We start from the raw sequence: 21,681 nt of genomic DNA, 5'->3' as shown, positions 1-21,681 counted from the left end.
TAACCAGTAATGATAAATTAATAGGAATACATTGATTTAATTTCAATTACAAAAGAGTCCGGGCAGTCATAACTTCCTGCAAGGCTCCCATTTAAGACTTTGCTTTTATCTTCTCCGTGCTCTCTGCCTCCGTCGTGGAGATTTGATTTAGCTTGATTCTTAACGAAAACAAACAGCATTTTTACCATGGAGAACGCGGAGGTAAAGATTTACAAGAACAGTGTTTAGATTTCTTCTCAGTGACCTCCGTGATGAATAGCTTTAGCTTGGTTTTTAGCTATTTGCAGATAAAGGGGTCAGAGCAAATTAAGACCTTCGTATAAACTAAGATACTTTTTCTCATCAGATCCATCAGTGTTAGTGCAAATAACCTAGCTCGCTTCTGTCCCAAAATGAGCAAGAGTATATTTAGGTTAATAGTCTAATCCTATAAGAGTGTGATAGCTAAGTGAGTGCGAATAAATATCCTTTTCTGTGATTAAAATAGTTAGAAATTTATAATGTAAAACATCAAAAATCATGTGCTTATTAGATGTTTTTTCGAGTTTAACGTTCTAAAAAATTTCTTATCTGATTGATTTTTATGTTTTAAAATACTATCTCCAAAACCGATGGTTGCGGGTTCGAGTCCTGCCACCCCTGCCAAATAAAACAACGGCTTGCATAGAAATATGCGAGCCGTTTTATTTTGTCTGCCATTTAGCCTCAATATATTCAGCGCCCTCTCTATTCATTCGCGGTTATCGCCTTTTCTCACAAATACTGTTTCTCACAAAACTGTCGTATACCTCTTGTAACATTTAAGCCCTGCGGCTTAGGTAAATCGGTTTGCAACTTTAGTTGTGCTTAACATACAATCGCCTGCCAAATTATTTGAGGAAGTATGGTTTGAATAGTGTGATGCAAACAAGACGCACCCTAGCGATATGGCTTGCTGCCATGTTGGTGCTATTGTCTGTGGCCATTGCTGTTCACAGTATTTCCCATGCCAATGAAGACCCTAAGTCCCATTGTTCGCTGTGCTTACATCAGCACCAGTTGCAACATGCGATAACCAGTACGCCCTTTCATTTTCAATTGGCTCAGCAGAGTTATATCTCGGTTGAGTTCCAAGCCATTTCCTTTAAGCGACCTTTTAGTCGTTTCTTCAATAGTCGTGCTCCGCCCTTAACAGCATAAGTTACTGTTTATTCAGTTTATCTTAATTAACTTTGAGCGCCTTGGCTTAGCTAAGGCGCCGATGCTGTTTATTTTCGGAGTGAAAATGACCCCTTTTTATATTCCCAAGCGCGCTGCGCTTTTGCTGGGCGCCTTGTTTGCGCTCAATCCTATTTCAATGTTGTTGGCTGCGGAGGATGCTCAATCTGGTAATGCTATTTTAGAGACTGACATTGAGCGTTTAAGTATCCACTATCGCCAAGCTTACCGTGGCAATGTGTCTGCAACTGAACTTCCGCAAGCGATAAGTGTGTTAGACGAGCAATTGATAAAAGATGCGGGACTGACGCGGTTTCAAGATGTACTGGATTATTCCGCCAGTGTGGCGCGGCAAAACAATGGCGGCGGTTTGTGGGATAGCTTTTCCCTGCGCGGCTTTCCGGGCAACGAAAACATGCCATCGGGCTATTTAATCAATGGCTTTAATGGTGGTCGAGGTTTTAGTGGTCATAGAGATTTATCGAATGTGGCCTATGTTGAGATTTTAAAAGGCCCAGGTTCGGCGCTTTATGGCCGCTCTGAGCCCGGCGGTACAGTCAATATTGTGACTAAGAAACCTCAGTATCAAACCAGTGGTTATTTAAAGGCATCGGCAGGGAGTTTCGATCAATATCGATTAGAGGGAGATGTGACTTCCGGCTTGACCGACAATGTGGCATTTCGAATTAACGGCGCGTGGCAGGAACACGATAGTTTTCGCGATTATGTGTTCAGCGATAAAAAAATCGTCACGCCGTCAGTGCATTGGCAGATTTCCGATAAAGCCTCGCTACTCTATGAAATGGAATACCTCAAGCAGGAACAGTTATTCGATCGCGGCATTATTGTGCTCAACAATGATTTCAATACTGTGCCACTCTCACGTTATTTAGGTGAGCCTAATGATGGCGCAACTGTGGTGAATGCCACTGGGCACCAGCTGACCTATGACTATGAATTAAATGATGATTGGTCATTAACCGCGGGCTATAACTATCGCGATTCTAGCTTGAAGGGCTATTCGTCCGATGCCGAGTTGGCAAAGGGTCGGCAATCACTATTTGATGATGGTCGCACGCTCACCCGGCAGCACAGATACCGAGATTATGCCTCCGAGGATAATTCACTGCGTCTAGAGTTAAGTGGCCATGTGGATACGGGTTTTATTCGCCACAATTTGCTGCTCGGCGCCGATGCCTATCACTACAGTTTAAAGACAGGATTGTATCGCTATCGCGGCAAAAAGGGCGAATATGCCATTGATATTTATGAGCCGCAATATGGCGGACCTCAGCCAGAGGTGAGTTTGTTGTATGAGAATAACGAAACCCAAAAGGCGTGGGGCACATACCTGCAAGATCAAATGGATCTCACTGAAAAGTGGAAGTTGCACCTTGGGTTAAGGTTCGATAGCTATCAGCAAGATATCAGTGAAGTCGCTAAAAATACGTTATCAGAGCAAAACGATAGCAGGGTTAGCCCTAAAGTGGGTCTGGTGTATTTATGGTCCGATGCCTTAAGTTTCTATAGTTCTTATTCTGAAGGCTTTTTACCCCTTTCTGGAACCGACTTTGCGGGTAAACCCTTCGAAGCCGAAGAGAGCAAATCGGTTGAACTAGGAATAAAGTTTAATGGTACTTGGCTAAACGATCTTCCTATAAACGGTAGTTTAGCCGTGTTCGATGCGCAAAAGAGCAATATTTTGACCTCAGATCCGCTCAATGTCGGATTTTCCGCCACCTTAGGTAAAGCAAAAAGTAGCGGCGTTGAACTCGATTTAGTTGCCGAGCTGACGGAGGATTTGCAGGCCAAATTATCCTACGCCTATTTGAATACCCGCACAGCCAACGACAGCTTGAATCCCGACTGGGGCGTGCTTATTCCTGCGGGAAGTCCTCTGGTTAATGTGCCAAAACATACTGCGAGCGTGATGCTGAAGCGGGATTTGAATGCATTTTCTATTGATGGACATTTAGGCATGAGTTGGCGTTATGTGGATTCTCGTCTGGGTGATTCTGCCGATCCGAGTTTCCAATTACCGTCGTATCAGTTGCTTGGAGTGTTTATGAATACGCACTTGAGCGACAACTTTATCCTTGGCGTCAATCTGGACAACTTATTGGATGAGCACTATATCGCCAGCAGTTATTCGGCACTTTGGGCGGTACCGGGTGAGCCACGTAGCATTAAAGTGAGTGTCAGCTATGAGTTCTAACATTAGCAGTTCTAATATCAGTTCTAATATCTGCTCGAATATAAACACAAGTCCTGAATTACCGTCAGGTTTTGCCGAGCAAGAATCGACTCCAGCTATCGTCCGAACTGGTATCAAGAGTCGTATCAATAGTATCGATATGATGCGCGGCCTGGTGATGCTTATCATGCTGCTCGACCATGTGCGGGAAAGGTTTTTCCTGCATATGCAGGTGAGCGATCCCATGGATTTGAGTTCGACCTCTTGGGGACTGTTTCTAAGCCGCTTTGCCGCGCATTTTTGTGCGCCAGTGTTTGTGTTTTTAACAGGGGTTTCTGCATGGCTTTATGCCAATCGCAGTCATGGACAGCCGCGTTCAGCGCGGGCGTTTTTGATTAAACGTGGCATATTTTTAATCGCGCTCGAAATCTTAGTGATCAACATCTCTTGGATGGGCAACTACCACACGCTTTGGTTGCAGGTCATTTGGGTGATCGGCCTGAGCATGTTAACGCTGGCGGCGCTGATAAATCTGCCTAGACCTTGGATGGCCTTTTTAGGATTAGCGATTGTCTTTGGTCATAATCTGTTGACGCCAATTGGTTTTCAGCCGAGTGAATGGGCTTACGGTCTGTGGAACATATTGCACGACCGTGGATATCTGATTAGCGAAGGTGCGCTTAAGATCAAAGTAAGTTATCCCGCGCTGCCTTGGATGGGCGTGATTTTACTGGGTTATGTCGCTGGGCCCATTTTCAGTCAGAAACCGAATGCTAACCCGCTTGAAGTATCGCAGCGCCAGCAAACACTGCTGAAGTTAGGGATAAGCTGTTGGGTACTTTTTGCGTTGCTGCGCGGGTTTAACATCTATGGCGAAACCTTGCCTTGGCAGGCGGGGGCACATTTGGGTGAAACCTTAATGTCGGTACTCAACTTAACCAAATACCCGCCATCATTAAGCTTTTTACTGGTGACCTTAGGTGGCATGTTCTTCTGCTTGGTGGTGTTTGAGCGACACTTTTCATCAGCAGGAAAAGCGGGCGAGAGTGGTAGTGAGAGATTAGCGCGAGTCGGCCATGGGTTGTCTGTGTTTGGCTCAGTCCCTATGTTCTTCTATATCTTACATTTGTACGTGCTGTTACTGCTCTATACTTTGGCGAAATTCATTTTTGGCGCAAACCATGGTGAGTACTTTGGCGTGAGCAACATGGGATGGGTTTGGTTTATCGCGGGCGTGTTAGTCATCGCGCTGTATTATCCCGTTAAGCGATTTAGCGAGTATAAAAAACACAGCACTCAGGCTTGGATTAAGTACCTCTAAATTTAAGTGCTTCTAAATCTAAGCGCCTCTAAATCTAAGCACTTCTAAACTTGAGTCATGTCGCTTTAAAGAAAAAGTCGCCAAGCGTAACCGCTTGGCGACTTTTTTGTTTTGACTAGCGCAATAATACGGTTAGCGAATTATTCCGTTAATAAGCTGCGTAGCATCCAGGCATTTTTCTCATGCAGCTGAATACGTTGGGTAAGCAGATCCGCAGTCGCTTCGTCATTGGCTTGATTCACCAGTGGATACAGGGCTCTGGCATTACGGATCACTAACTCTTGATCGTTTAATAGTTCGCGGATCATGGTTTCGGCTTTGGTGACGCCCTGATCTTCTTTTATTTCGGTCAGCGCGGCATAGGCCGAATAGGACCCTAGCGCTCTGGCACCTAATGCACGTACCCGCTCTGCGATAAGGTCAACCGCAAGGGCAAGTTCGGTATACTGCTGTTCAAATAGCAAATGCAGGCTAGTGAACATGGGGCCGGTAACGTTCCAGTGAAAGCTGTGGGTTTTAAGATACAGGCTGTAGCTGTCTGCCAAGAGTTGGTTAAGGCCAGCGGCGATTTCTTCTCTGTTGGCTTGATTGATACCTATGTTTATCATGGCGTTCTCCTGCTATTGTCTTACTGAGTGCGTTCAGTCTAATCTTCTGATATTAAATGTAAAATGAGTAAATTAGATTTTATACATCTATAAATCCGATTGAACATTCCTGCGTTAAACGCCGTAATGGTGCTGTCATTAATCGGCTTGATATCAGCTCCATTAGCCGCGTGGCAGTAACAATGCCTAGGCAGAACTGCTATCCTAGCGGCATATTGTGAGTCGATACTTGAATTGAATAAAACTGACCCTAATGAATAAATCAGCCTATTTAACCGCCATGAATGTGACAACTTGGCGAGTGCGCGACACTAAGGTGAAACCTTATTTAGTGATTTGGGATGAAAACGGTGAGTTACCCGAGGCTGAACCGCTTATCGACGCTGTGCTAAAGCTTATCGACGTCAAACGCGAAGAATGTGATTTTGATTGTGAGCCCCATACGGGTAAACAGATTGTCTGGGATTTGCGCCGCCATAAAGTCAGGCCACGCACCGCATGGTTAGTGTCTGAACCCTTAGCCGATTTATTAGTGGGTTGGCAGGCTAAAAGCGCGCTCTGGCAGCAGGTTTACCAATGGCGCGAGCAAGTTAGCGGCCAAGCTGTGGTTAAGTCATAGCTCATATCTTATAAAGCATATTGAAGTCAGTCTTAAATAAGTCTCCCGAACACAGAACAGTTTAATAACGAATATTTTGGAATAGATGCTTTGAACACCCCTTCAGTCGATAGCCCATTTGCAGCGCAACTTGCCACACAACTCACCTTAGGTTTGCCTGTGGAACTGGTCGCGCTGACATCAACCTATGTTCCGCAAATGGCGCAGCTTGAATCTATGGCCCATAGCCACCCCATGAGTGCGGGGAACCTTGCCGATTGTTTCGGGCATTTGTACCGTGTTTTAGGTTTAAAGCTGAGTGCAGGATCAGATGCTAATACTAACGCGGCTTCAGATCCGGATTCTGTCGATGGACTTTTAGGCTTTGCAATAGTGCAGCAAATTGTCGATGAAGTGACTTTATTGGATATTTGCCTATTACCAAGCCAGCAGGGTAAAGGCTACGGCAAGTTATTACTGAATGCTGTGGTGGCTTCGGCCAAGGCATCAGCCGCCGTGGTGCTTATGCTAGAAGTGCGAGAATCCAATCTTGCCGCCCGTGCTTTATATCAAAAGGCTGGCTTTATTGAATCGGGACGTCGCAAAGGTTACTACCCAATAGCAGGCGGTAAAGAAGACGCTATCTTGATGGATTTAGTGATAACCCAAGAATAAGCTGAGCATTAGCGTTCATGTCGTAAAACGATAGCAATGTGAACGATTGTGATAAGTCGCTATCACAAAACAATGCCATAAAAAAACAGCGCTTAAGCGCTGTTTTTTTATTTGGATAACCCTAACTCTATATCACTTAAACTCAGCATCACCTGAAGTGTGCATCAAGGTTATCCGTATCTAAGTAAGAAGGTTATTTGACTTCTTTACCTTGGGCTTGCAAGTCTGCATGGTAGCTTGAGCGCACTAATGGGCCACAGGCTGCATGGGTAAAACCTAACTCATCGGCTAAGGCTTTAAGCTCGTCAAACTCTGCTGGTGGCACATAACGTTCAACCGGCAAGTGGAACTTAGACGGTTGTAGATACTGGCCTAAAGTCAGCATTTCAACGTTGTGGGCGCGCAAGTCACGTAATACTTGAGCGATTTCTTCGTTGGTTTCACCCAGTCCCATCATCAGGCCAGATTTAGTTGGCACATTAGGATGACGTTCTTTAAAGCGTTTGAGCAGATCGAGCGACCATTGGTAATTCGCACCTGGGCGTGCTTTACGATAATGCATTGGCGCCGTTTCTAAGTTGTGGTTGAACACATCAGGCGGCTCAGTCGATAAAATATCTAAGGCAGCATCGATACGACCACGGAAATCAGGCACTAAGGTTTCGATCTTGATATCTGGATTCAGTTTACGAATTTCGCGGATACAATCGGCAAAATGCTGGGCGCCACCATCACGTAAATCGTCACGATCTACCGAAGTGATAACCACGTATTTCAGCTTCATATCGCGGATTGTTTGCGCTAATTTAACCGGCTCTTCGGCGTCAGGCTTAAGCGGACGACCATGGGCTACGTCGCAGAATGGACAACGACGGGTACAAATCGCACCCAAAATCATAAAGGTCGCTGTGCCGTGGTTAAAGCATTCGGCGAGGTTAGGGCAAGAAGCCTCTTCACAGACCGAGTGCAGGCCATTTTTACGCAGCGCTTGCTTGATATCTAAAATGCGTTGATTCGATGCCGGCAGTTTAACCCGTAACCAATCGGGTTTACGCAACATAGTGTCGCGCTCTGAGGGGACGATTTTGACCGGAATACGAGACACTTTATCGGCATCTCTTAATTTTACTCCGGGTTGTAAACGTTCAGGCCTATTCATGACGCTGCTAATCCTTGATGATGAACTAGGTGTTGATAGCCCAGTAATTGGCTAAAAGTAATGGTGAGTTGCTCGCCTGCTTCAATCACGGTTTGTGGTCCGCCAAGCGCTTTGCATTGCACCATTTCAAGACCGGCATAACCACAAGGGTTGATGCGGCGAAATGGCGCCAGATCCATGTCGACATTGAGGGCTAATCCATGGAATGAACAGCCTTTACGAATGCGTAATCCTAGGGAGGCGATTTTGCGTTCATCCACATATACGCCCGGCGCATCGGCCTTGGCATAAGCGTTAATGCCGTACTTGGCGAGCATATCGACAATGCTTTGCTCTATATGGGTGACGAGTTGACGTACGCCGACTTTACTACGTTTTATATCGAGAAGAGGATATACCACTAGTTGGCCTGGGCCGTGGTAAGTGACTTGACCGCCACGGTCCACTTGGATAACCGGAATATCGCCAGCATTTAAAATATGCTCGCTTTTGCCGGCTTGGCCTTGGGTAAACACGGGCGGATGCTCGACAATCCACAGTTCATCATGGCTTTCGCTGTCGCGCGTATCAGTGTAATGCTGCATCGCATGCCACACTGATTCGTAATCTTGTTTTCCAAGATGTCGAATGTGCAAAGTCGTGTCTTGCAAGGGCAACCTCTCCCCTTAGAAATGAGTGGGCTATTATACGCTTATTGGCCATAAATGTAAGACAGATCACATTTCATGGCCTTGAGGAATATTTATAGTACGCGGCGTACACCTTCGATGGCGGCAAGTTCAGTGTACAAAATCTCGATATGATCTTTGCTGGTGACTGTCACGCGAATCGTGATGGAGTGATAGCTGCCTTTGCTCGACGTTTTGGTCGACGGAGAGTAATCACCTGGTGCATGTTTCTGTACCACAGCCACAACTTTGTCAGTTAACGTTTCATGGGCTTCACCGACGACCTTAAAAGGAAATGCGCAGGGAAAATCCATCAGTTCATCAAATTTAGTGTCTAACATACTCAGTACTCTTAGCGGCTATATTGGGATATATATGGTGACGATTATACCCGATTCAAGGGCGATGCACTCCCCAAAAAAATAAAGCCACCCGAAGGTGGCTTTATTTATGTGACTTAGCTTAGCTAAACCATCCAGAAAACATCTGTTTAAAGTAATCTACTAATTTACTAAACCAGCTGCCTTCGTTGACTTCTTGCAACGTCACCAGTGGGAACTGGGCGATGTCTTTACCATCAAGTTGGAAGAATAGACGGCCAACAGTTTCACCTTTTTTCAACGGTGCATCTAATGGCTTAGTCAGCTCGAAGTTAGCTTTCAAGTCTTTACCACGGCCACGGCTGATGGTGATAGGTGTGTCAGTTGCCACGCCTAAATCAACCGTGCTCTTGTCGCCGTACCAAATTTGCTGAGTGATAAAGCTATCGCCCGCCTTGTATGGTGTTACGGTTTCGAAGAAACGGAAGCCATAGGTCAGTAATTTCTTACTTTCAGCTTTACGGGCAGATTCACTTTGAGTGCCCATCACCACTGAAATTAAACGCATTCCGTCTTTGGTTGCCGATGCCACTAAGTTGTAGCCCGCACCTGAGGTGTGACCGGTTTTGATACCGTCCACGTTCATGCTGTTATCCCACAATAAACCATTACGGTTGTATTGTTTGATACCATTGAATGTATAGAATTTTTCGCTATAGATGTGGTATTCATCTGGCACGTCGCGGATTAACGCTGCGCCCAGTAATGCCATATCATAGGCGGTTGATTTGTGGTTTTCTGCATCTAAACCGTGGGCGTTTTCGAAGTAGCTATCACGCATTCCCAGTTGCTTCGCCCATGAGTTCATCATGTCAACGAAGGCGCCTTCAGTACCGGCAATGTGCTCGGCCATCGCCACACACGCATCGTTACCCGATTGAATGATGATACCGCGGTTTAGATCGCCCACTTTAACCGTGGTGCCCACTTCAATGAACATCTTAGAAGAGTCTGAGAAGTTTTTAGACCAAGCATTTTTACTGATAGTCACATCATCATCAACGGAGACATTGCCCGCTTTGATTTCTTGACCGATCACGTAACTGGTCATCATCTTAGTCAAACTGGCTGGGTTAAGGCTTTCATAAGCGTTACTTTCAGCGATAATCTGACCCGAATTATAATCCATCAATACGAACGCCTTGGCGGCTACTGAAGGTGCATCAGGTGTAATAATAGGCTGCGCAGCATAAACGGGGAGAGAGGCACTGGAAATTAGCAGCAATGTTTTAATGGGACTTTTTACAAAATTCATCATTAACTTGGCACGTCTTTTAGTTGTATGAAATGGAAAGGATTCGAGAAGATCTTCAACAGTGTACCACTTTCCGACAGTGGGTTTTAGTGAAGGTTCCTTCATCTCTATTTTTAAATCAATTCTGATCAGAGCAAACGGTTATTATTCATGGACGATATAGCCCTCAGGAAAACCATTTTGCTTGACGTTATTGAGTAGCTTGTCGGCTAACTCTGGCTGGCCTATGGGGCCGAGCTGTAGTCTAAACATATTGTTTGCCGCTTGTACACGGGTCTTGACCTGATATTTCTGTTCAAGATCTTTCGCCATGGCATTGAGTTTGGCCCTATCTTTGGAGGCCACTAACTGAATGTAATGATTGCCCGTATCTTGCGCGCTGACTACGCCCGAATTAGTGGCGGCAACACTGCCAACATAAACCACATCCAGTTTGATCCGTGCTGTGCCTTTGCCGAGCATACCGAGTTTATAGGCGGCGGCGTAGGAGACATCGAGAATACGATCTGAGTGGAATGGTCCACGGTCGTTGATGCGAATGATCACTTGCTTATTGTTATCTAAGTTAGTGATCCGAGCGTAACTCGGCAGTGGCAGTGTCTTATGGGCACCCGACATGGAATACATGTCATAGGGCTCGCCATTAGAGGTCTCGTAGCCATGGAATTTCTCTCCATACCAAGAGGCGCGGCCGGTTTCACTAAAGCCTTGGCCCGTGTTCATCACAGTATAAGACTCGCCATAAACCGTATAGGGCTTGTTGCCACGGCGGCTATAGGGCTCGTACTTAGGCGTCGCGTTCGGCACATTATCCACATTCGGTGGATTCAGCGGCAGCTTGTCATTCTTCAGCGAATAACGGCCCTTGTTCGGGTCCATGTTTTTCTTGCTGGCGTTGTTTGGGCTTGAAGAACACGCCGCAAGGGCGAAGCACATAACCAAGGCGGCAAGCTGTAAAAGATTATTTTTTAGAGGCATGCTGTTCTTTTAATTGTTGGCTAAATTGATAAACGGCCATTGAATACAAAGGGCTACGATTATAGCGAGTGATCACATAAAAGTTATTTAAGCCAAGCCAGTAGTCACTGTGATCCGCTTGTTCAAGCTCAATCAGTAAGGCTTTTTGCGAAACATCTAAGTCCCGCGCATCGGCTAAGGCTAAGGTCGGCGTTAAAATATCTGCAACTTTATAGTTCAGCTTTTCACCTGCCCACACTTTCGCTTTAGGTGCTGTTTTGCTGTTATTCACTAACGGTAAAGCGACCGGCGCATTGGCTTGCCAACCGTGTTCGTGGAAATAATTGGCCACACTGCCGATGGCATCCTCAGGACTTTGTAATAAATCGCGGTTGCCGCTGCCATCGAAATCAACCGCGTAATGGCGGTAACTTGAGGGGATAAACTGGCCATAACCCATAGCGCCTGCGTAGGAGCCCTTGAGGGTATCTATATCTAAATGTTCTTCTTTCACTAACTTCATCAATTCGCCAAATTCCTTACGGAAAAAGGTGGCGCGCGGCGGATAGTGAAACCCTAAGGTATAGAGGGCATCAATCACAGGATAATTGCCCGTGTATTGGCCGTAGAAGGTTTCAATACCGATAATGGCGACAATAATCTGTGGGTCAACTTTGTACTTGGCCGCGGCTTTTGCGATGGTTTTCTCGTGTTTTTTCCAAAAGGCGAGACCAGCGTCGAGGCGTTTCTCGGTTAAGAAGATGGGATAATACACATGCCAAGGTTTTGCTTCCCATGGACGGGTCATCGCATCGATAACCCCTTGGTTGTATTTTGCCTTGTCGAGAAAAGCGAGCACTTCTGCACGAGTAAAACCTTGTTTAACTTGAGCTTGGATAAACTCTTCTTTGAGTTCAGCGGGAATTGTGGGCGCGACTTCAGCGGCCGGAGCCACTGGCGTGCTTGGAACGGGTGCCTGCGCGGGTGTCGGTTCGTTCGCCGTGGAACAGGCGACTAACAAAGAGCTAAAACACAGTAAACCGAGTGGAGCTAGAAAAGCTCGGAGAGTAGGCATGAAAAGTCCCTAAAAATTATCTATCTACGAAACGTCTATGGGTATGAATGCTCATAAGAATGCCAAACCCTGTCATCAATGTCAGCATGGAGGTTCCACCATAACTGACAAGGGGCAGTGGTACACCTACCACGGGCAGGATACCTGAAACCATGCCAATATTCACAAAAACATAAACGAAAAAAGTCAGCGTGATACTACCGGCCAGTAGTCGAGCGAAACTGGTTTGGGCGCGTGAAGCAATGACTAAGCCGCGACCAATAATATAAAGATACATAATTAACAGTAAGATACTGCCAATTAAGCCAAATTCTTCACCGATCACCGCAAAGATAAAATCGGTATGACGTTCAGGGATAAATTCAAGCTGTGACTGAGTGCCGTCGAGCCAACCTTTGCCCCAGAGTCCGCCAGAGCCGATAGCGATTTTCGACTGAATAATGTGGTAACCCGCGCCGAGGGGATCTTGCTCAGGATCGAGCAGGGTCAATACCCGTGTTCTTTGGTAATCGTGCATCAAGAAATACCAAAGGATAGGCAGGAAGGCGAGCACTGCGGCGATAAAACCACCAACAATGAGCCAGCTCATGCCGGATAAAAAAAGCACGAAAATCCCCGATGCGGCCACCAAAATCGATGTGCCAAGGTCGGGTTGTTTCGCGATAAGTAGAGTCGGCACCAGCAAGATCACCGCCGCACCCGCAAGATAGCGTTTCTTCGGCGGCAGAGGGAACTTACTGATATACCAAGCCATAGTGATGGGAAAGGCAAGCTTAATCAGTTCTGAGGGTTGAAACTCCATAAAGCCTAAGTTCAACCAGCGTTGTGCGCCTTTGTTAATTTCACCGAAAAAATGTACCCCGAGCAGCAAGACAATCCCCGCCAGATAAATGGGTAGGGCCCAGCGTTTTAGCGCCTCAGGATTGATCTGAGCCATAGTGAACATAATGCCGAGCGATAACACCATACGGAACAGCTGCCGCTCCATCATCTCTAAATCTTCGCCGCTGGCAGAATAGATGACGAACAGGCCAAAGCCCATCACAGCCAATAGGCCGAGCAATAATGGTAAGTCTATGTGCAAGCGTTGCCAGATGTTTTGATATTGGCTATGGGTACTCATGGTTGCGGTTTCCAAGTATCTCTAAGCATATATTCATCGAGCATGGCGCGAGCGACGGGGCCAGCATTTGCGCCACCCCAACCAGCGTTTTCCATCACGACGGCGAGGACGATTTTAGGATCTTCGAAGGGCGCATAGGCCACAACTAAGGCATTATCGCGGAAATGTTCGGCAATTTTACTCGCATCGTATTTGGTATTTTCTGCTACGCCAATAACCTGCGCCGTACCGGTTTTCATCGCGGCGGTGTAAGTGGCATCGGTAAAGCGTGATTTATTCGCCGTCTGGCGCATCGCTTCGTTGATGATATTCCAGTTACGGGGACTATTAAGCTCAATCGGCGGTAACTCATTAATCGGTGAGTCAATCTTGGCCGTATTGTCTTTAATGGACTTCAGCAGATGCGGTGGAAAACGACGGCCTTTGTTAGCCATGATCCCAACGGCATTCGCCAGTTGTAATGGGGTTGCAGTCCAATAACCTTGGCCAATACCGACGGAAATGGTATCGCCTATGTACCAAGCTTGATTGTACTTTAAGCGTTTCCATTCTTTGGATGGCATGTTGCCAGAAGATTCTTCAAAGATATCGATTCCGGTATTTTGACCAAAGCCAAATTGCTCCATAAAGCGAGCAATATGGTCTACCCCAACTTTGTAGGCGAGTTCGTAGAAGAAGGTATCGCAGGATTCGGTAATGGCACTGTAAACGTTAACCCAGCCGTGTCCCCAGCGTCTCCAGTCACGGTACTTACGTTCGACACCGGGAATTTGCCAAAAACCAGGGTCCCACACACGGGTGCTCTCGGTAATGACTTTTTCATCTAAACCTAAGAGTGCGAGATGGGGCTTGATGGTTGATGCGGGCGCATATTGGCCTTGGGTCGCGCGGTTGATCAAGGGGCGTGATTTATCGTTGAGTAAGGCGCTGTAATCTTTGTTATTAATCCCTTGCACAAATTGGTTTGGATCGTAGCTTGGGCTCGACACCATAGCTAAAACGCCACCGTCACGGGGATCGATTGCAACAATAGAACCGCGCAGACCTGTGAGTAGCTCAACTGCTTTTTGCTGCAGCTTGAGATCTAACGTCAGGTAAATATCTTGCCCCGGCTCTGGCGGCACAATTTTTAAGGTGCGAATCGCGCGGCCGCGGTTGTTCACTTCTTCTTCTAAGTGACCCGGTTTGCCATGCAGTAGGGATTCATAAAATTTTTCAATGCCTTGCTTACCAATGTCTTTGGTCGCCGCATAGTTTTTCCACAGATCGCTGCGCTCTAACTGGGCGCGATCTCGGGTGTTAATCTTGCCAACATAACCCAGCACATGGGTGATTTGCGCGCCATAGGGATAATTACGCTTCAGGCCCGCTTCGACTGAAATGCCTGGAAATTTATGTTGGTTAACACTGAAAATCGCCACTTGCTCTTCGGTCAGCTGGTTTTTCAGCGTCAGTGGTTTGAAGCGGCGATGAAATTTCAGCGCTTCGGTAAAGGTTTCACGCTCATCCTCACTGATCTCAATTAACTTGCCGAGCTCATCTAGGGTCTCTGACATGTTACTGATTTTTTCGGGAACTAGATCGAGGGAATAAAAGGGTAAGTTTTCAGCTAATAGCACGCCGTTACGATCGTAAATGAGACCACGGCTCGGGGCAATTGGGACAACGCGGATACGGTTATCGTTCGAGCGAGTTTCATAATCCTTATAGGATTCAACCTGTAAATGATAAAGGTTGGTAACTAACACGCTTAATAGGGCGAAAACGCAAAAAAAGGTGAATAGCGCTCGGCGCTTAAAAAGAGACGCCTCGGCGGCGTGATCATGCATTGTTATCCGCTTTTTTGGCGACACTTATGCTATCTCCGGCTGATCCCATGACGGGTGGTTGACACTCGTTAACATCAAGATCCCGCTATTCTCTATGGTAGGGGTGATTCGTGTTCACGCTCCACGCGCGGTACAAACTTTCGGCGACCACAACCCGTACTAGGGTATGAGGTAAGGTTAATGCCGACAGGCACCAACTTTGGTTTGCCGCTTCTTTGCAAGCTGGCGCTAATCCTTCCGGTCCGCCAATCAGTAAACTGACATCGCGACCATCCAGTTGCCATTTAGTCAACGCGGTTGCTAGCTCGGGGGTCGTCCAGTTTTTGCCGGGGAGATCTAAGCTAACAATATGATTGCCTTTGGGAATAGCCGCCAACATTTGTTCGCCTTCCTTTTGAAGGATCCGGACAATGTCGGCATTTTTCCCCCGCTTTCCAGCGGGTATTTCGATGAGCTCCAGCGCCATATCACGGGGAAAACGGCGCTGGTATTCTTCGAAACCACGGGTAACCCAATCGGGCATCCGTGTTCCTACTGCGATGAGCTGTAACTTCATCAGTCTTGCTTTTCTGACCAGAGCTTTTCAAGCTGGTAGAAATCACGGGTTTGATCTTGCATAACGTGCAGGATCACATCGCCCATGTCCACAAGAACCCACTCGCTGCTTTCGCGGCCTTCAACACCTAAAGGTGGAATACCGGCTTTTTTCGCTTCAACCACAAGGTTTTCGGCGATAGCTTTAACGTGAGTCTTTGATGTACCTGAACATATGACCATGTAGTCAGTGATGTTAGATTGCTTGCTGACATCCAGAACAACAACGTCTCTGGCTTTCAAGTCGTCGATCTTGTCGACAACAAACTGTTTTAATTCCGCGCTCTGCACGCTGGCGTACCTCATTAATTTTAAATAGCGCGGTAGTATACCAGTGTTGCTGCTGGGAATACATTGCCATTGGCAGTTGAGTGGGCGATATCTGCTTACGGTTCGAGCTAAGGTAAGTAAAGTTGTTGATTTTGGATGTAATCTAGGGTGACGGGCATGAGTAAATCGACGGGAATTTCGCCTTTTGCCAGTTGTTCGCGGATTTGAGTCGAGGAAATATCCTGTGGCGTAATTGTCACAGGGAAAATCTGCCCACTGTTTTTATGGGTATTTTTAGCATGCCCTTCGTGTGTTTCTTGGTGCGCGTGACTGCGGGCCGTCAATATCTGCTGCATAGGATGCGCAGCATCGAGCTGCCAACCGGGGCGCTGGCAGACAACGAGGTGGGCAAAGTCGAATAGGCGTTGCCACTCATACCAGCTTTTTAATTGGAGGAAAGAGTCCATCCCCATGATAAAAAACAGCTCATGTTCAGGATGTAAGCTTTTCAGTTGCTCAAGGGTGACCACTGTGTAGGAAGGCGTGTCGCGTTTAGCTTCGATGTCACATAGCTCAAAGCCATCAAGCTGCGAGCAGACATCGGCAACCATCTTGAGGCGCTGCGCTGTGGTTAAGTTAGGCTGCTGTTTATGGGGCGGAATATGGTTCGGCATCAGCAGGATTTTATCCAAGGCTAATGCGTGTTTCACTTCCATCGCCGGACGGATATGACCATAGTGTATCGGGTCGAAAGTGCCGCCTAAAATACCAATGCGCATATCAACTCTTTGGTTAACTTATGATTAGTCTATGGCTATATGTGCCAGATGCCGATGGGCTCTAGGATCAAATAACAGACACAGGTGGCTCAGCCCAGTCCAATCCTCTTTACCCTGCTGCTTTAAATTGAGCTCAAGTTTCGAAGCGAGGGCGAGCATATGTTCGAGTTGTTCAAGGCTAAGTCGTTGCAGCGCCGCTTGATACAGTGGCTTACGCTTATCCCAAATACGATGCTTACCCCAGAGTGCACTCAGTGCAACGCCTTGGGCTTGCTCGCATTTTAAATTGAATAACAAGCCGAGCTCTTTAAACAAGGCCCACAGCAGGATAGGTAAGGCTGTGCCTTCGCCATTGAGCTGGGCCAGCATGTGCTGCGCGCTATCCTGTTTATTATTCAGTAATGCATCCGTGAGTTGAAATACAGTGAAGCGCGATTGATCTTCAAAATAGTGGCTCAGTTCATCGGCACTGACGGGATTTGTTGGGCTTAGGAGTTGCAGCAACTGCATGGCTTGATCGGCAGCCAGTAAATTGCCTTCATACAGCGAATGCAGCATAGCACGCGCATCCGGCTGCAGATTGAGCTTAAAGTGCTTGATGCGGCCATCGAGCCAGCGCATAAACTGCTCGCCCTCTGGCGTGGCGCAGGGCAGATACATGCCATGGGCATCTAAGGTCTTAAACCATTTACTGTTGGTTTGCTCTGTGGCGAGCTTTGGCCCTTCGATAATCAACAGCATATCGTGATTGGGTGTCTGCAATAGGGCTTGCAGTGTGCTAGAACCTTCGGCGCCGGGCTTAGCGTGGGGAAGCGTTAGCTCAATTAAGCGTTTACTGGAAAACAGGCTCATGGCCTGCCATTCCTGAGTCAGGTCGTTCCAATTAAAGCCCGTCTCTTGAATGAGTTGGACTTTTTCATCGAATCCCTGACGCTTGGCGAATTGGCGGATCTGATCTTTGGTGGTTTCAATCAACCAAGGATCATCACCAAAAATCAGATAACAAGGAAATAACTGGTTAAGGTGGCGGGAGAGTTGGTCTGGATAGACTCTCATTTAATGATAGCCCCGCATTAATTCACCTCAGTACTGGCCATTGCTTGCAGAATACGATCGGCAGCTTGGATACGCATTTCCTTCGTCAGCAATTCCATTTCACGACTCTTTGCCAATGCGGTACGTGGATCGTCTAAGTAGTCGCGGCGAATTTCAACCTTGAAAGGCTGCGCTTCTTTGCCCGGCAGTGCCACAGCAAATTCGACTAAATAAATTAGCTCATACTCGGCGACGTTACCTGTGGGGTACAAAGATAATGTCGAGCGTTCAAGGGAGTCGGTGATTAACCTTAATACTGGAACATTATCTGCGGCGTCGACAACTTGGATATTGTTCAAGCGCAGGCGTTCACGCACCAAACGGGTGAGTTCGCTGTATTCATCCGCGCTGCTCAAACTCAAATGATTGAGGACATCGGGGATTTGATAACTGCGTTGAAGCTTAAAACCGCAACCGGCGCTGGCCATAATCACTAGCGCCATGATTGCGAAGCATATGCGTTTGATTAGCATAGATTTCGCGGTTTCCTATTCGTTGTATACCTGCTGGTTTGAAGCGGCAGCTTTGTTGGCGGCTTTCAAGTAACCCAATCACTTAGAATACTTAAGCTCATGGGCTGTTCTTAATTGCCGCCTTGCTGCAACTTCATTGGCTTTGAGTATAGCGAGTTATTAGCAGCCGTTAATTGGCCACTATGCTGAGCAGTTTGCCCGGCACATAGATCACTTTACGTACTGTCAGGCCGTCTAGGTATTTGATCACGTGTTCATCACTCATGCCTAAGGCTTCTACTGATTCTTTATCAGCATCGGCAGCCACTGTGATTTTGGCGCGAACTTTACCGTTAACTTGCACAACGATGAGTTTGCTGTCTTCAACTAGCGCAGCTTCATCAACGACTGGCCATTGGCTGTCTTCGATGTTGCTTGCATTGCCTAACTCGTTCCACAGGTTAAAGCTCACATGCGGAATGATAGGGTACAGCAAACGCACTATGGCCGATAAGGCTTCGCCGATAATGGCGTTGTCTTGACCTGTGGTTTGTGGCGCTTTTTGCAGATGGTTCATCAGTTCCATCACGGCGGCAACCGCAGTGTTGAACATCTGACGGCGGCCGATATCGTCGGTCACTTTAGCGATAGTCTTGTGGACTTCACGGCGCAGCGCTTTTTGGTCGCTTGTTAACGTGCTGACATCTAAGGCTTCGCTGTTATCTTGGTTCACATGCTCGTTTGCCAGTTTCCACAGACGCTTAATGAAGCGGTGTGCGCCTTCAACGCCAGACTCTTGCCATTCCAGAGTTAATTCTGGTGGTGAGGCGAACATCATAAATAGGCGAACGGTATCGGCGCCGTATTTTTCAACCATGACTTGAGGATCGATACCGTTGTTTTTCGACTTAGACATCTTGCTCATGCCAGTATAAACCAGCTCGTTGCCGTCTTTGTCGATAGCTTTAGTAATGCGGCCCTTGTCGTCTTTTTCTGTGGTCGCTACATCTAAAGGAGAAACCCAAACACGGGCGCCTTTTTCGTTGATGTAGTAGAAAGCATCGGCCAACACCATACCTTGGGTCAGCAGTTGTTTGGCTGGCTCGTTAGAGTTAACCAGACCTGCATCACGCAGCAACTTATGGAAGAAGCGGAAATATAACAAATGCATACACGCATGTTCGATACCGCCAATGTATTGATCCACGGGTAGCCAGTAGTTGGCTTTAGCGGGATCTAACATTTCGTCCGCATGCGGGCTGCAGTAACGGGCGTAATACCAAGACGATTCCATAAAGGTATCGAAGGTATCGGTTTCGCGCAGCGCATCTTGACCGTTGACTTGGGTTTTTGCCCATTCTTTATCGGCCTTGATTGGGCTTTGAATCCCGTCCATCACCACATCTTCTGGCAGTAATACTGGCAGTTGATCTGCTGGCGTTGGGATCACAGTGCCGTCGGCTAAGGTCACCATAGGGATTGGTGCGCCCCAGTAACGCTGACGTGAAACACCCCAATCGCGCAGGCGATAGTTGACTTGGCGCTTGCCTTTACCTTCGGCGACTAACTTGTTTGCGATGGCATTAAAGCCTGCTTCAAAGTCTAAACCGTCGAACTCACCCGAGTTAAACAGTACACCTTTTTCGGTATAAGCGGCTTCGCTAATGTCGACGTCGCCATCAACTGGCTTGATCACAGCTTCAATCGCCAGACCGTATTTTTTCGCAAATTCGAAGTCACGTTGATCGTGGCCTGGAACTGACATCACAGCGCCTGTGCCATAGTTCATCAACACAAAGTTCGCTGCCCAAATCGGGACTTGCTTGCCAGTGATAGGATGAATGGCGAAAAGCCCTGTAGCGACACCGCGTTTTTCCATGGTCGCGAGTTCGGCTTCTGATGTTGTGCTGTTTTTGCACTCATCGATAAAGGCGGCAAGCTCAGGATTGGTGTGCGCGGCTATTTCAGCCAATGGATGACCTGCAGCAATCGCCACATAAGTCACGCCCATTAAGGTATCAGGACGCGTGGTATAGATATCGAAGCTTTTATCGTGGCCTGCGACGCCGAAGGTCATTTCTACGCCTTCGCTGCGACCAATCCAGTTACGTTGCATGGTTTTGACCTGATCAGGCCAACCATCTAAGGTATCGATATCGTTTAATAATTCTTCTGCATAGGCAGTGATCTTAATGAACCACTGTGGAATTTCTTTTTGTTCCACAGGGGTATCACAGCGCCAGCAGCAACCGTCTTGAACTTGCTCGTTCGCCAGTACGGTTTCATCATTTGGACACCAGTTGACCGAAGCAGTCTTTTTGTAGACTAGGCCTTTCTCGTACAACTTAGTGAAGAACCATTGTTCCCAGCGATAATATTCTGGGGTACAAGTGGCGATTTCACGGCTCCAATCGTAACCAAAACCCAGCAGTTTCAGCTGGTTCTTCATGTACTCTATGTTTTCATAGGTCCATGGCGCAGGCGCAGTCTTGTTGTTAATCGCGGCATTTTCTGCGGGCAGACCAAATGAGTCCCAACCGATAGGCTGGAGCACGTTTTTGCCTTGAAGACGTTGAAAGCGTGCAACTACGTCACCTATGGTATAGTTGCGTACGTGTCCCATGTGGAGTCTGCCAGAAGGGTACGGAAACATCGAAAGGCAATAAAACTTTTCTTTGTTTGCGTCTTCAGTGACTTCGAAGGTTTTGTTGTCATGCCAGTGCTTTTGCACTAAGGCTTCAATTTCTGAGGGATTATATTGCTCTTGCATCACTCTATTTCCGGCAGTGCCGCCTATTATTTGATCTAACGCCATATCAGCGCGAGTAAGATCTGCATAGAATAAACTAGAAGCGATGCATTAAAAAGGTTCGTATGAAGGAGTATTGGTTATGAATGATAGAAGTAACGTGTTACTAGGACTGTATCAAGCCTTAATTACCGAAGTGAAAGCTCAATTTGCAGAAGATAACACGCTGACTGTAAAGAACTTATTTAACTCTGTCACTCAAGGTAAGGAGTTTTTACGTCTTAAACAACAGGCTGGAGAAGATGAGCTCGCTTTAGTAGAACAATTCTTAAAACGTGATATTACCAGTTTTCTTCGCGAGCAGAACGCCGATAGTCTGAGCCACAGCCAAACTGTGATTACTTTGGAGAATACGCTTTGGCATTGGTTGGGTGAAATAACCGATCGCAGCCAAGTGGAATGGCATGAATTAACGCAAGATTTTAAGCAAAATGGTTATTACAAAAGTGGCGACATAGTAAGTCAGGGCATCATGGTATGCACTAACTGTGGCAATGAAATGAGTATTGAATTTCCGAGTCCCATCCCTGATTGCCCAGAGTGTGATCACGAAGAATTTACCCGCGAGCCGCTAACGCCTTAGTCGCGTTAACGATCTTATTTCGTTAAAACGACGCATCTGCGTCGTTTTTTTTTGCTCAAT

21 protein-coding genes are annotated in these 21,681 nt (G+C 46.9%); 6 read left to right on the top strand and 15 right to left on the bottom strand.

The window, feature by feature from the left end; all coding sequences use genetic code 11:
• Positions 1 to 888 precede the first annotated feature (888 nt).
• The 3 genes from AC5YB3_RS06685 to AC5YB3_RS06675 all read left to right on the top strand — a co-directional run bounded on the left by AC5YB3_RS06685 (position 889) and on the right by AC5YB3_RS06675 (position 4,712).
• Complete coding sequence (locus AC5YB3_RS06685; RefSeq protein ID WP_071938423.1) at positions 889 to 1,179, top strand: DUF2607 family protein; 291 nt, start codon at positions 889 to 891, stop codon at positions 1,177 to 1,179.
• Positions 1,180 to 1,264: 85 nt separating this feature from the next.
• Positions 1,265 to 3,412 carry a TonB-dependent siderophore receptor gene (locus tag AC5YB3_RS06680; RefSeq protein WP_494526807.1) on the top strand — a complete coding sequence of 716 codons (2,148 nt, stop codon included), beginning with the start codon at positions 1,265 to 1,267 and terminating at the stop codon, positions 3,410 to 3,412.
• The gene (locus AC5YB3_RS06675) at positions 3,402 to 4,712 is read left to right on the top strand and encodes an acetyltransferase domain-containing protein (protein ID WP_494526806.1); all 1,311 of its coding nucleotides are present in this window, start codon (positions 3,402 to 3,404) and stop codon (positions 4,710 to 4,712) included. Before AC5YB3_RS06680 ends, AC5YB3_RS06675 begins: the two co-directional genes overlap by 11 nt.
• A 140-nt stretch (positions 4,713 to 4,852) precedes the next feature.
• Here the strand turns inward: AC5YB3_RS06675 and dpsA are convergent, their stop codons facing one another.
• Positions 4,853 to 5,320, bottom strand: a complete 468-nt coding sequence (gene dpsA, locus AC5YB3_RS06670; RefSeq protein ID WP_006086968.1) for a DNA starvation/stationary phase protection protein DpsA — start codon at positions 5,318 to 5,320, stop codon at positions 4,853 to 4,855.
• Positions 5,321 to 5,573: 253 nt separating this feature from the next.
• Between dpsA and AC5YB3_RS06665 the strand changes: the two genes are divergently transcribed.
• Positions 5,574 to 5,939 carry a hypothetical protein gene (locus AC5YB3_RS06665; RefSeq protein WP_494526805.1) on the top strand — a complete coding sequence of 122 codons (366 nt, stop codon included), beginning with the start codon at positions 5,574 to 5,576 and terminating at the stop codon, positions 5,937 to 5,939.
• A gap of 90 nt (positions 5,940 to 6,029) precedes the next feature.
• Positions 6,030 to 6,593 (top strand): GNAT family N-acetyltransferase, encoded by a 564-nt coding sequence (locus AC5YB3_RS06660; protein WP_494526804.1) that lies wholly within the window; start codon positions 6,030 to 6,032, stop codon positions 6,591 to 6,593.
• A gap of 193 nt (positions 6,594 to 6,786) precedes the next feature.
• Here AC5YB3_RS06660 and lipA read toward each other — a convergent pair whose 3' ends face one another.
• The 14 genes from lipA to leuS all read right to left on the bottom strand — a co-directional run bounded on the left by lipA (position 6,787) and on the right by leuS (position 20,999).
• Positions 6,787 to 7,752 (bottom strand): lipoyl synthase, encoded by a 966-nt coding sequence (gene lipA / locus AC5YB3_RS06655; RefSeq protein WP_063883372.1) that lies wholly within the window; start codon positions 7,750 to 7,752, stop codon positions 6,787 to 6,789.
• Positions 7,749 to 8,402 carry a lipoyl(octanoyl) transferase LipB gene (gene lipB / locus AC5YB3_RS06650; RefSeq protein WP_063883405.1) on the bottom strand — a complete coding sequence of 218 codons (654 nt, stop codon included), beginning with the start codon at positions 8,400 to 8,402 and terminating at the stop codon, positions 7,749 to 7,751. The genes lipA and lipB overlap by 4 nt, the downstream gene beginning before the upstream one ends.
• A 92-nt stretch (positions 8,403 to 8,494) precedes the next feature.
• Positions 8,495 to 8,761, bottom strand: a complete 267-nt coding sequence (gene ybeD / locus AC5YB3_RS06645; protein ID WP_006082758.1) for a DUF493 family protein YbeD — start codon at positions 8,759 to 8,761, stop codon at positions 8,495 to 8,497.
• Between the two features lie 121 nt (positions 8,762 to 8,882).
• A complete protein-coding gene (locus AC5YB3_RS06640; protein WP_012089944.1) occupies positions 8,883 to 10,058 on the bottom strand; it encodes a serine hydrolase in 1,176 nt (391 codons plus the stop codon).
• 141 nt (positions 10,059 to 10,199) lie between these two features.
• Entirely contained in the window at positions 10,200 to 11,033 is an 834-nt protein-coding gene (locus tag AC5YB3_RS06635) for a septal ring lytic transglycosylase RlpA family protein (protein ID WP_259213394.1), read from the bottom strand.
• Complete coding sequence (mltB, locus tag AC5YB3_RS06630) at positions 11,017 to 12,087, bottom strand: lytic murein transglycosylase B (RefSeq protein ID WP_494526803.1); 1,071 nt, start codon at positions 12,085 to 12,087, stop codon at positions 11,017 to 11,019. Before mltB ends, AC5YB3_RS06635 begins: the two co-directional genes overlap by 17 nt.
• 16 nt (positions 12,088 to 12,103) lie before the next feature.
• Positions 12,104 to 13,210 carry a rod shape-determining protein RodA gene (rodA, locus tag AC5YB3_RS06625; protein ID WP_006082754.1) on the bottom strand — a complete coding sequence of 369 codons (1,107 nt, stop codon included), beginning with the start codon at positions 13,208 to 13,210 and terminating at the stop codon, positions 12,104 to 12,106.
• Complete coding sequence (gene mrdA / locus AC5YB3_RS06620) at positions 13,207 to 15,063, bottom strand: penicillin-binding protein 2 (RefSeq protein WP_006082753.1); 1,857 nt, start codon at positions 15,061 to 15,063, stop codon at positions 13,207 to 13,209. The genes rodA and mrdA overlap by 4 nt, the downstream gene beginning before the upstream one ends.
• A gap of 61 nt (positions 15,064 to 15,124) precedes the next feature.
• Entirely contained in the window at positions 15,125 to 15,595 is a 471-nt protein-coding gene (rlmH, locus tag AC5YB3_RS06615; protein ID WP_494526802.1) for a 23S rRNA (pseudouridine(1915)-N(3))-methyltransferase RlmH, read from the bottom strand.
• Complete coding sequence (gene rsfS, locus AC5YB3_RS06610; RefSeq protein ID WP_006082751.1) at positions 15,595 to 15,924, bottom strand: ribosome silencing factor; 330 nt, start codon at positions 15,922 to 15,924, stop codon at positions 15,595 to 15,597. The genes rlmH and rsfS overlap by 1 nt, the downstream gene beginning before the upstream one ends.
• A gap of 107 nt (positions 15,925 to 16,031) precedes the next feature.
• Complete coding sequence (gene nadD, locus AC5YB3_RS06605; RefSeq protein WP_494526801.1) at positions 16,032 to 16,682, bottom strand: nicotinate-nucleotide adenylyltransferase; 651 nt, start codon at positions 16,680 to 16,682, stop codon at positions 16,032 to 16,034.
• A 24-nt stretch (positions 16,683 to 16,706) separates the two neighbouring features.
• Entirely contained in the window at positions 16,707 to 17,738 is a 1,032-nt protein-coding gene (gene holA / locus AC5YB3_RS06600; protein WP_494526800.1) for a DNA polymerase III subunit delta, read from the bottom strand.
• Positions 17,739 to 17,755: 17 nt separating this feature from the next.
• Complete coding sequence (locus AC5YB3_RS06595; RefSeq protein WP_494526799.1) at positions 17,756 to 18,250, bottom strand: LPS-assembly lipoprotein LptE; 495 nt, start codon at positions 18,248 to 18,250, stop codon at positions 17,756 to 17,758.
• 169 nt (positions 18,251 to 18,419) lie between these two features.
• Positions 18,420 to 20,999 (bottom strand): leucine--tRNA ligase, encoded by a 2,580-nt coding sequence (gene leuS, locus AC5YB3_RS06590; protein ID WP_006082747.1) that lies wholly within the window; start codon positions 20,997 to 20,999, stop codon positions 18,420 to 18,422.
• 121 nt (positions 21,000 to 21,120) lie between these two features.
• On the opposite strand from leuS, the gene AC5YB3_RS06585 reads away from it, so the two are divergent.
• Complete coding sequence (locus AC5YB3_RS06585) at positions 21,121 to 21,621, top strand: zinc ribbon-containing protein (protein WP_006082746.1); 501 nt, start codon at positions 21,121 to 21,123, stop codon at positions 21,619 to 21,621.
• Positions 21,622 to 21,681 lie beyond the last annotated feature (60 nt).

The sequence above is a fragment of the Shewanella sp. 1311 genome (genome assembly GCF_059338235.1).
This window is presented reverse-complemented; position numbering and strand designations above follow the sequence as displayed.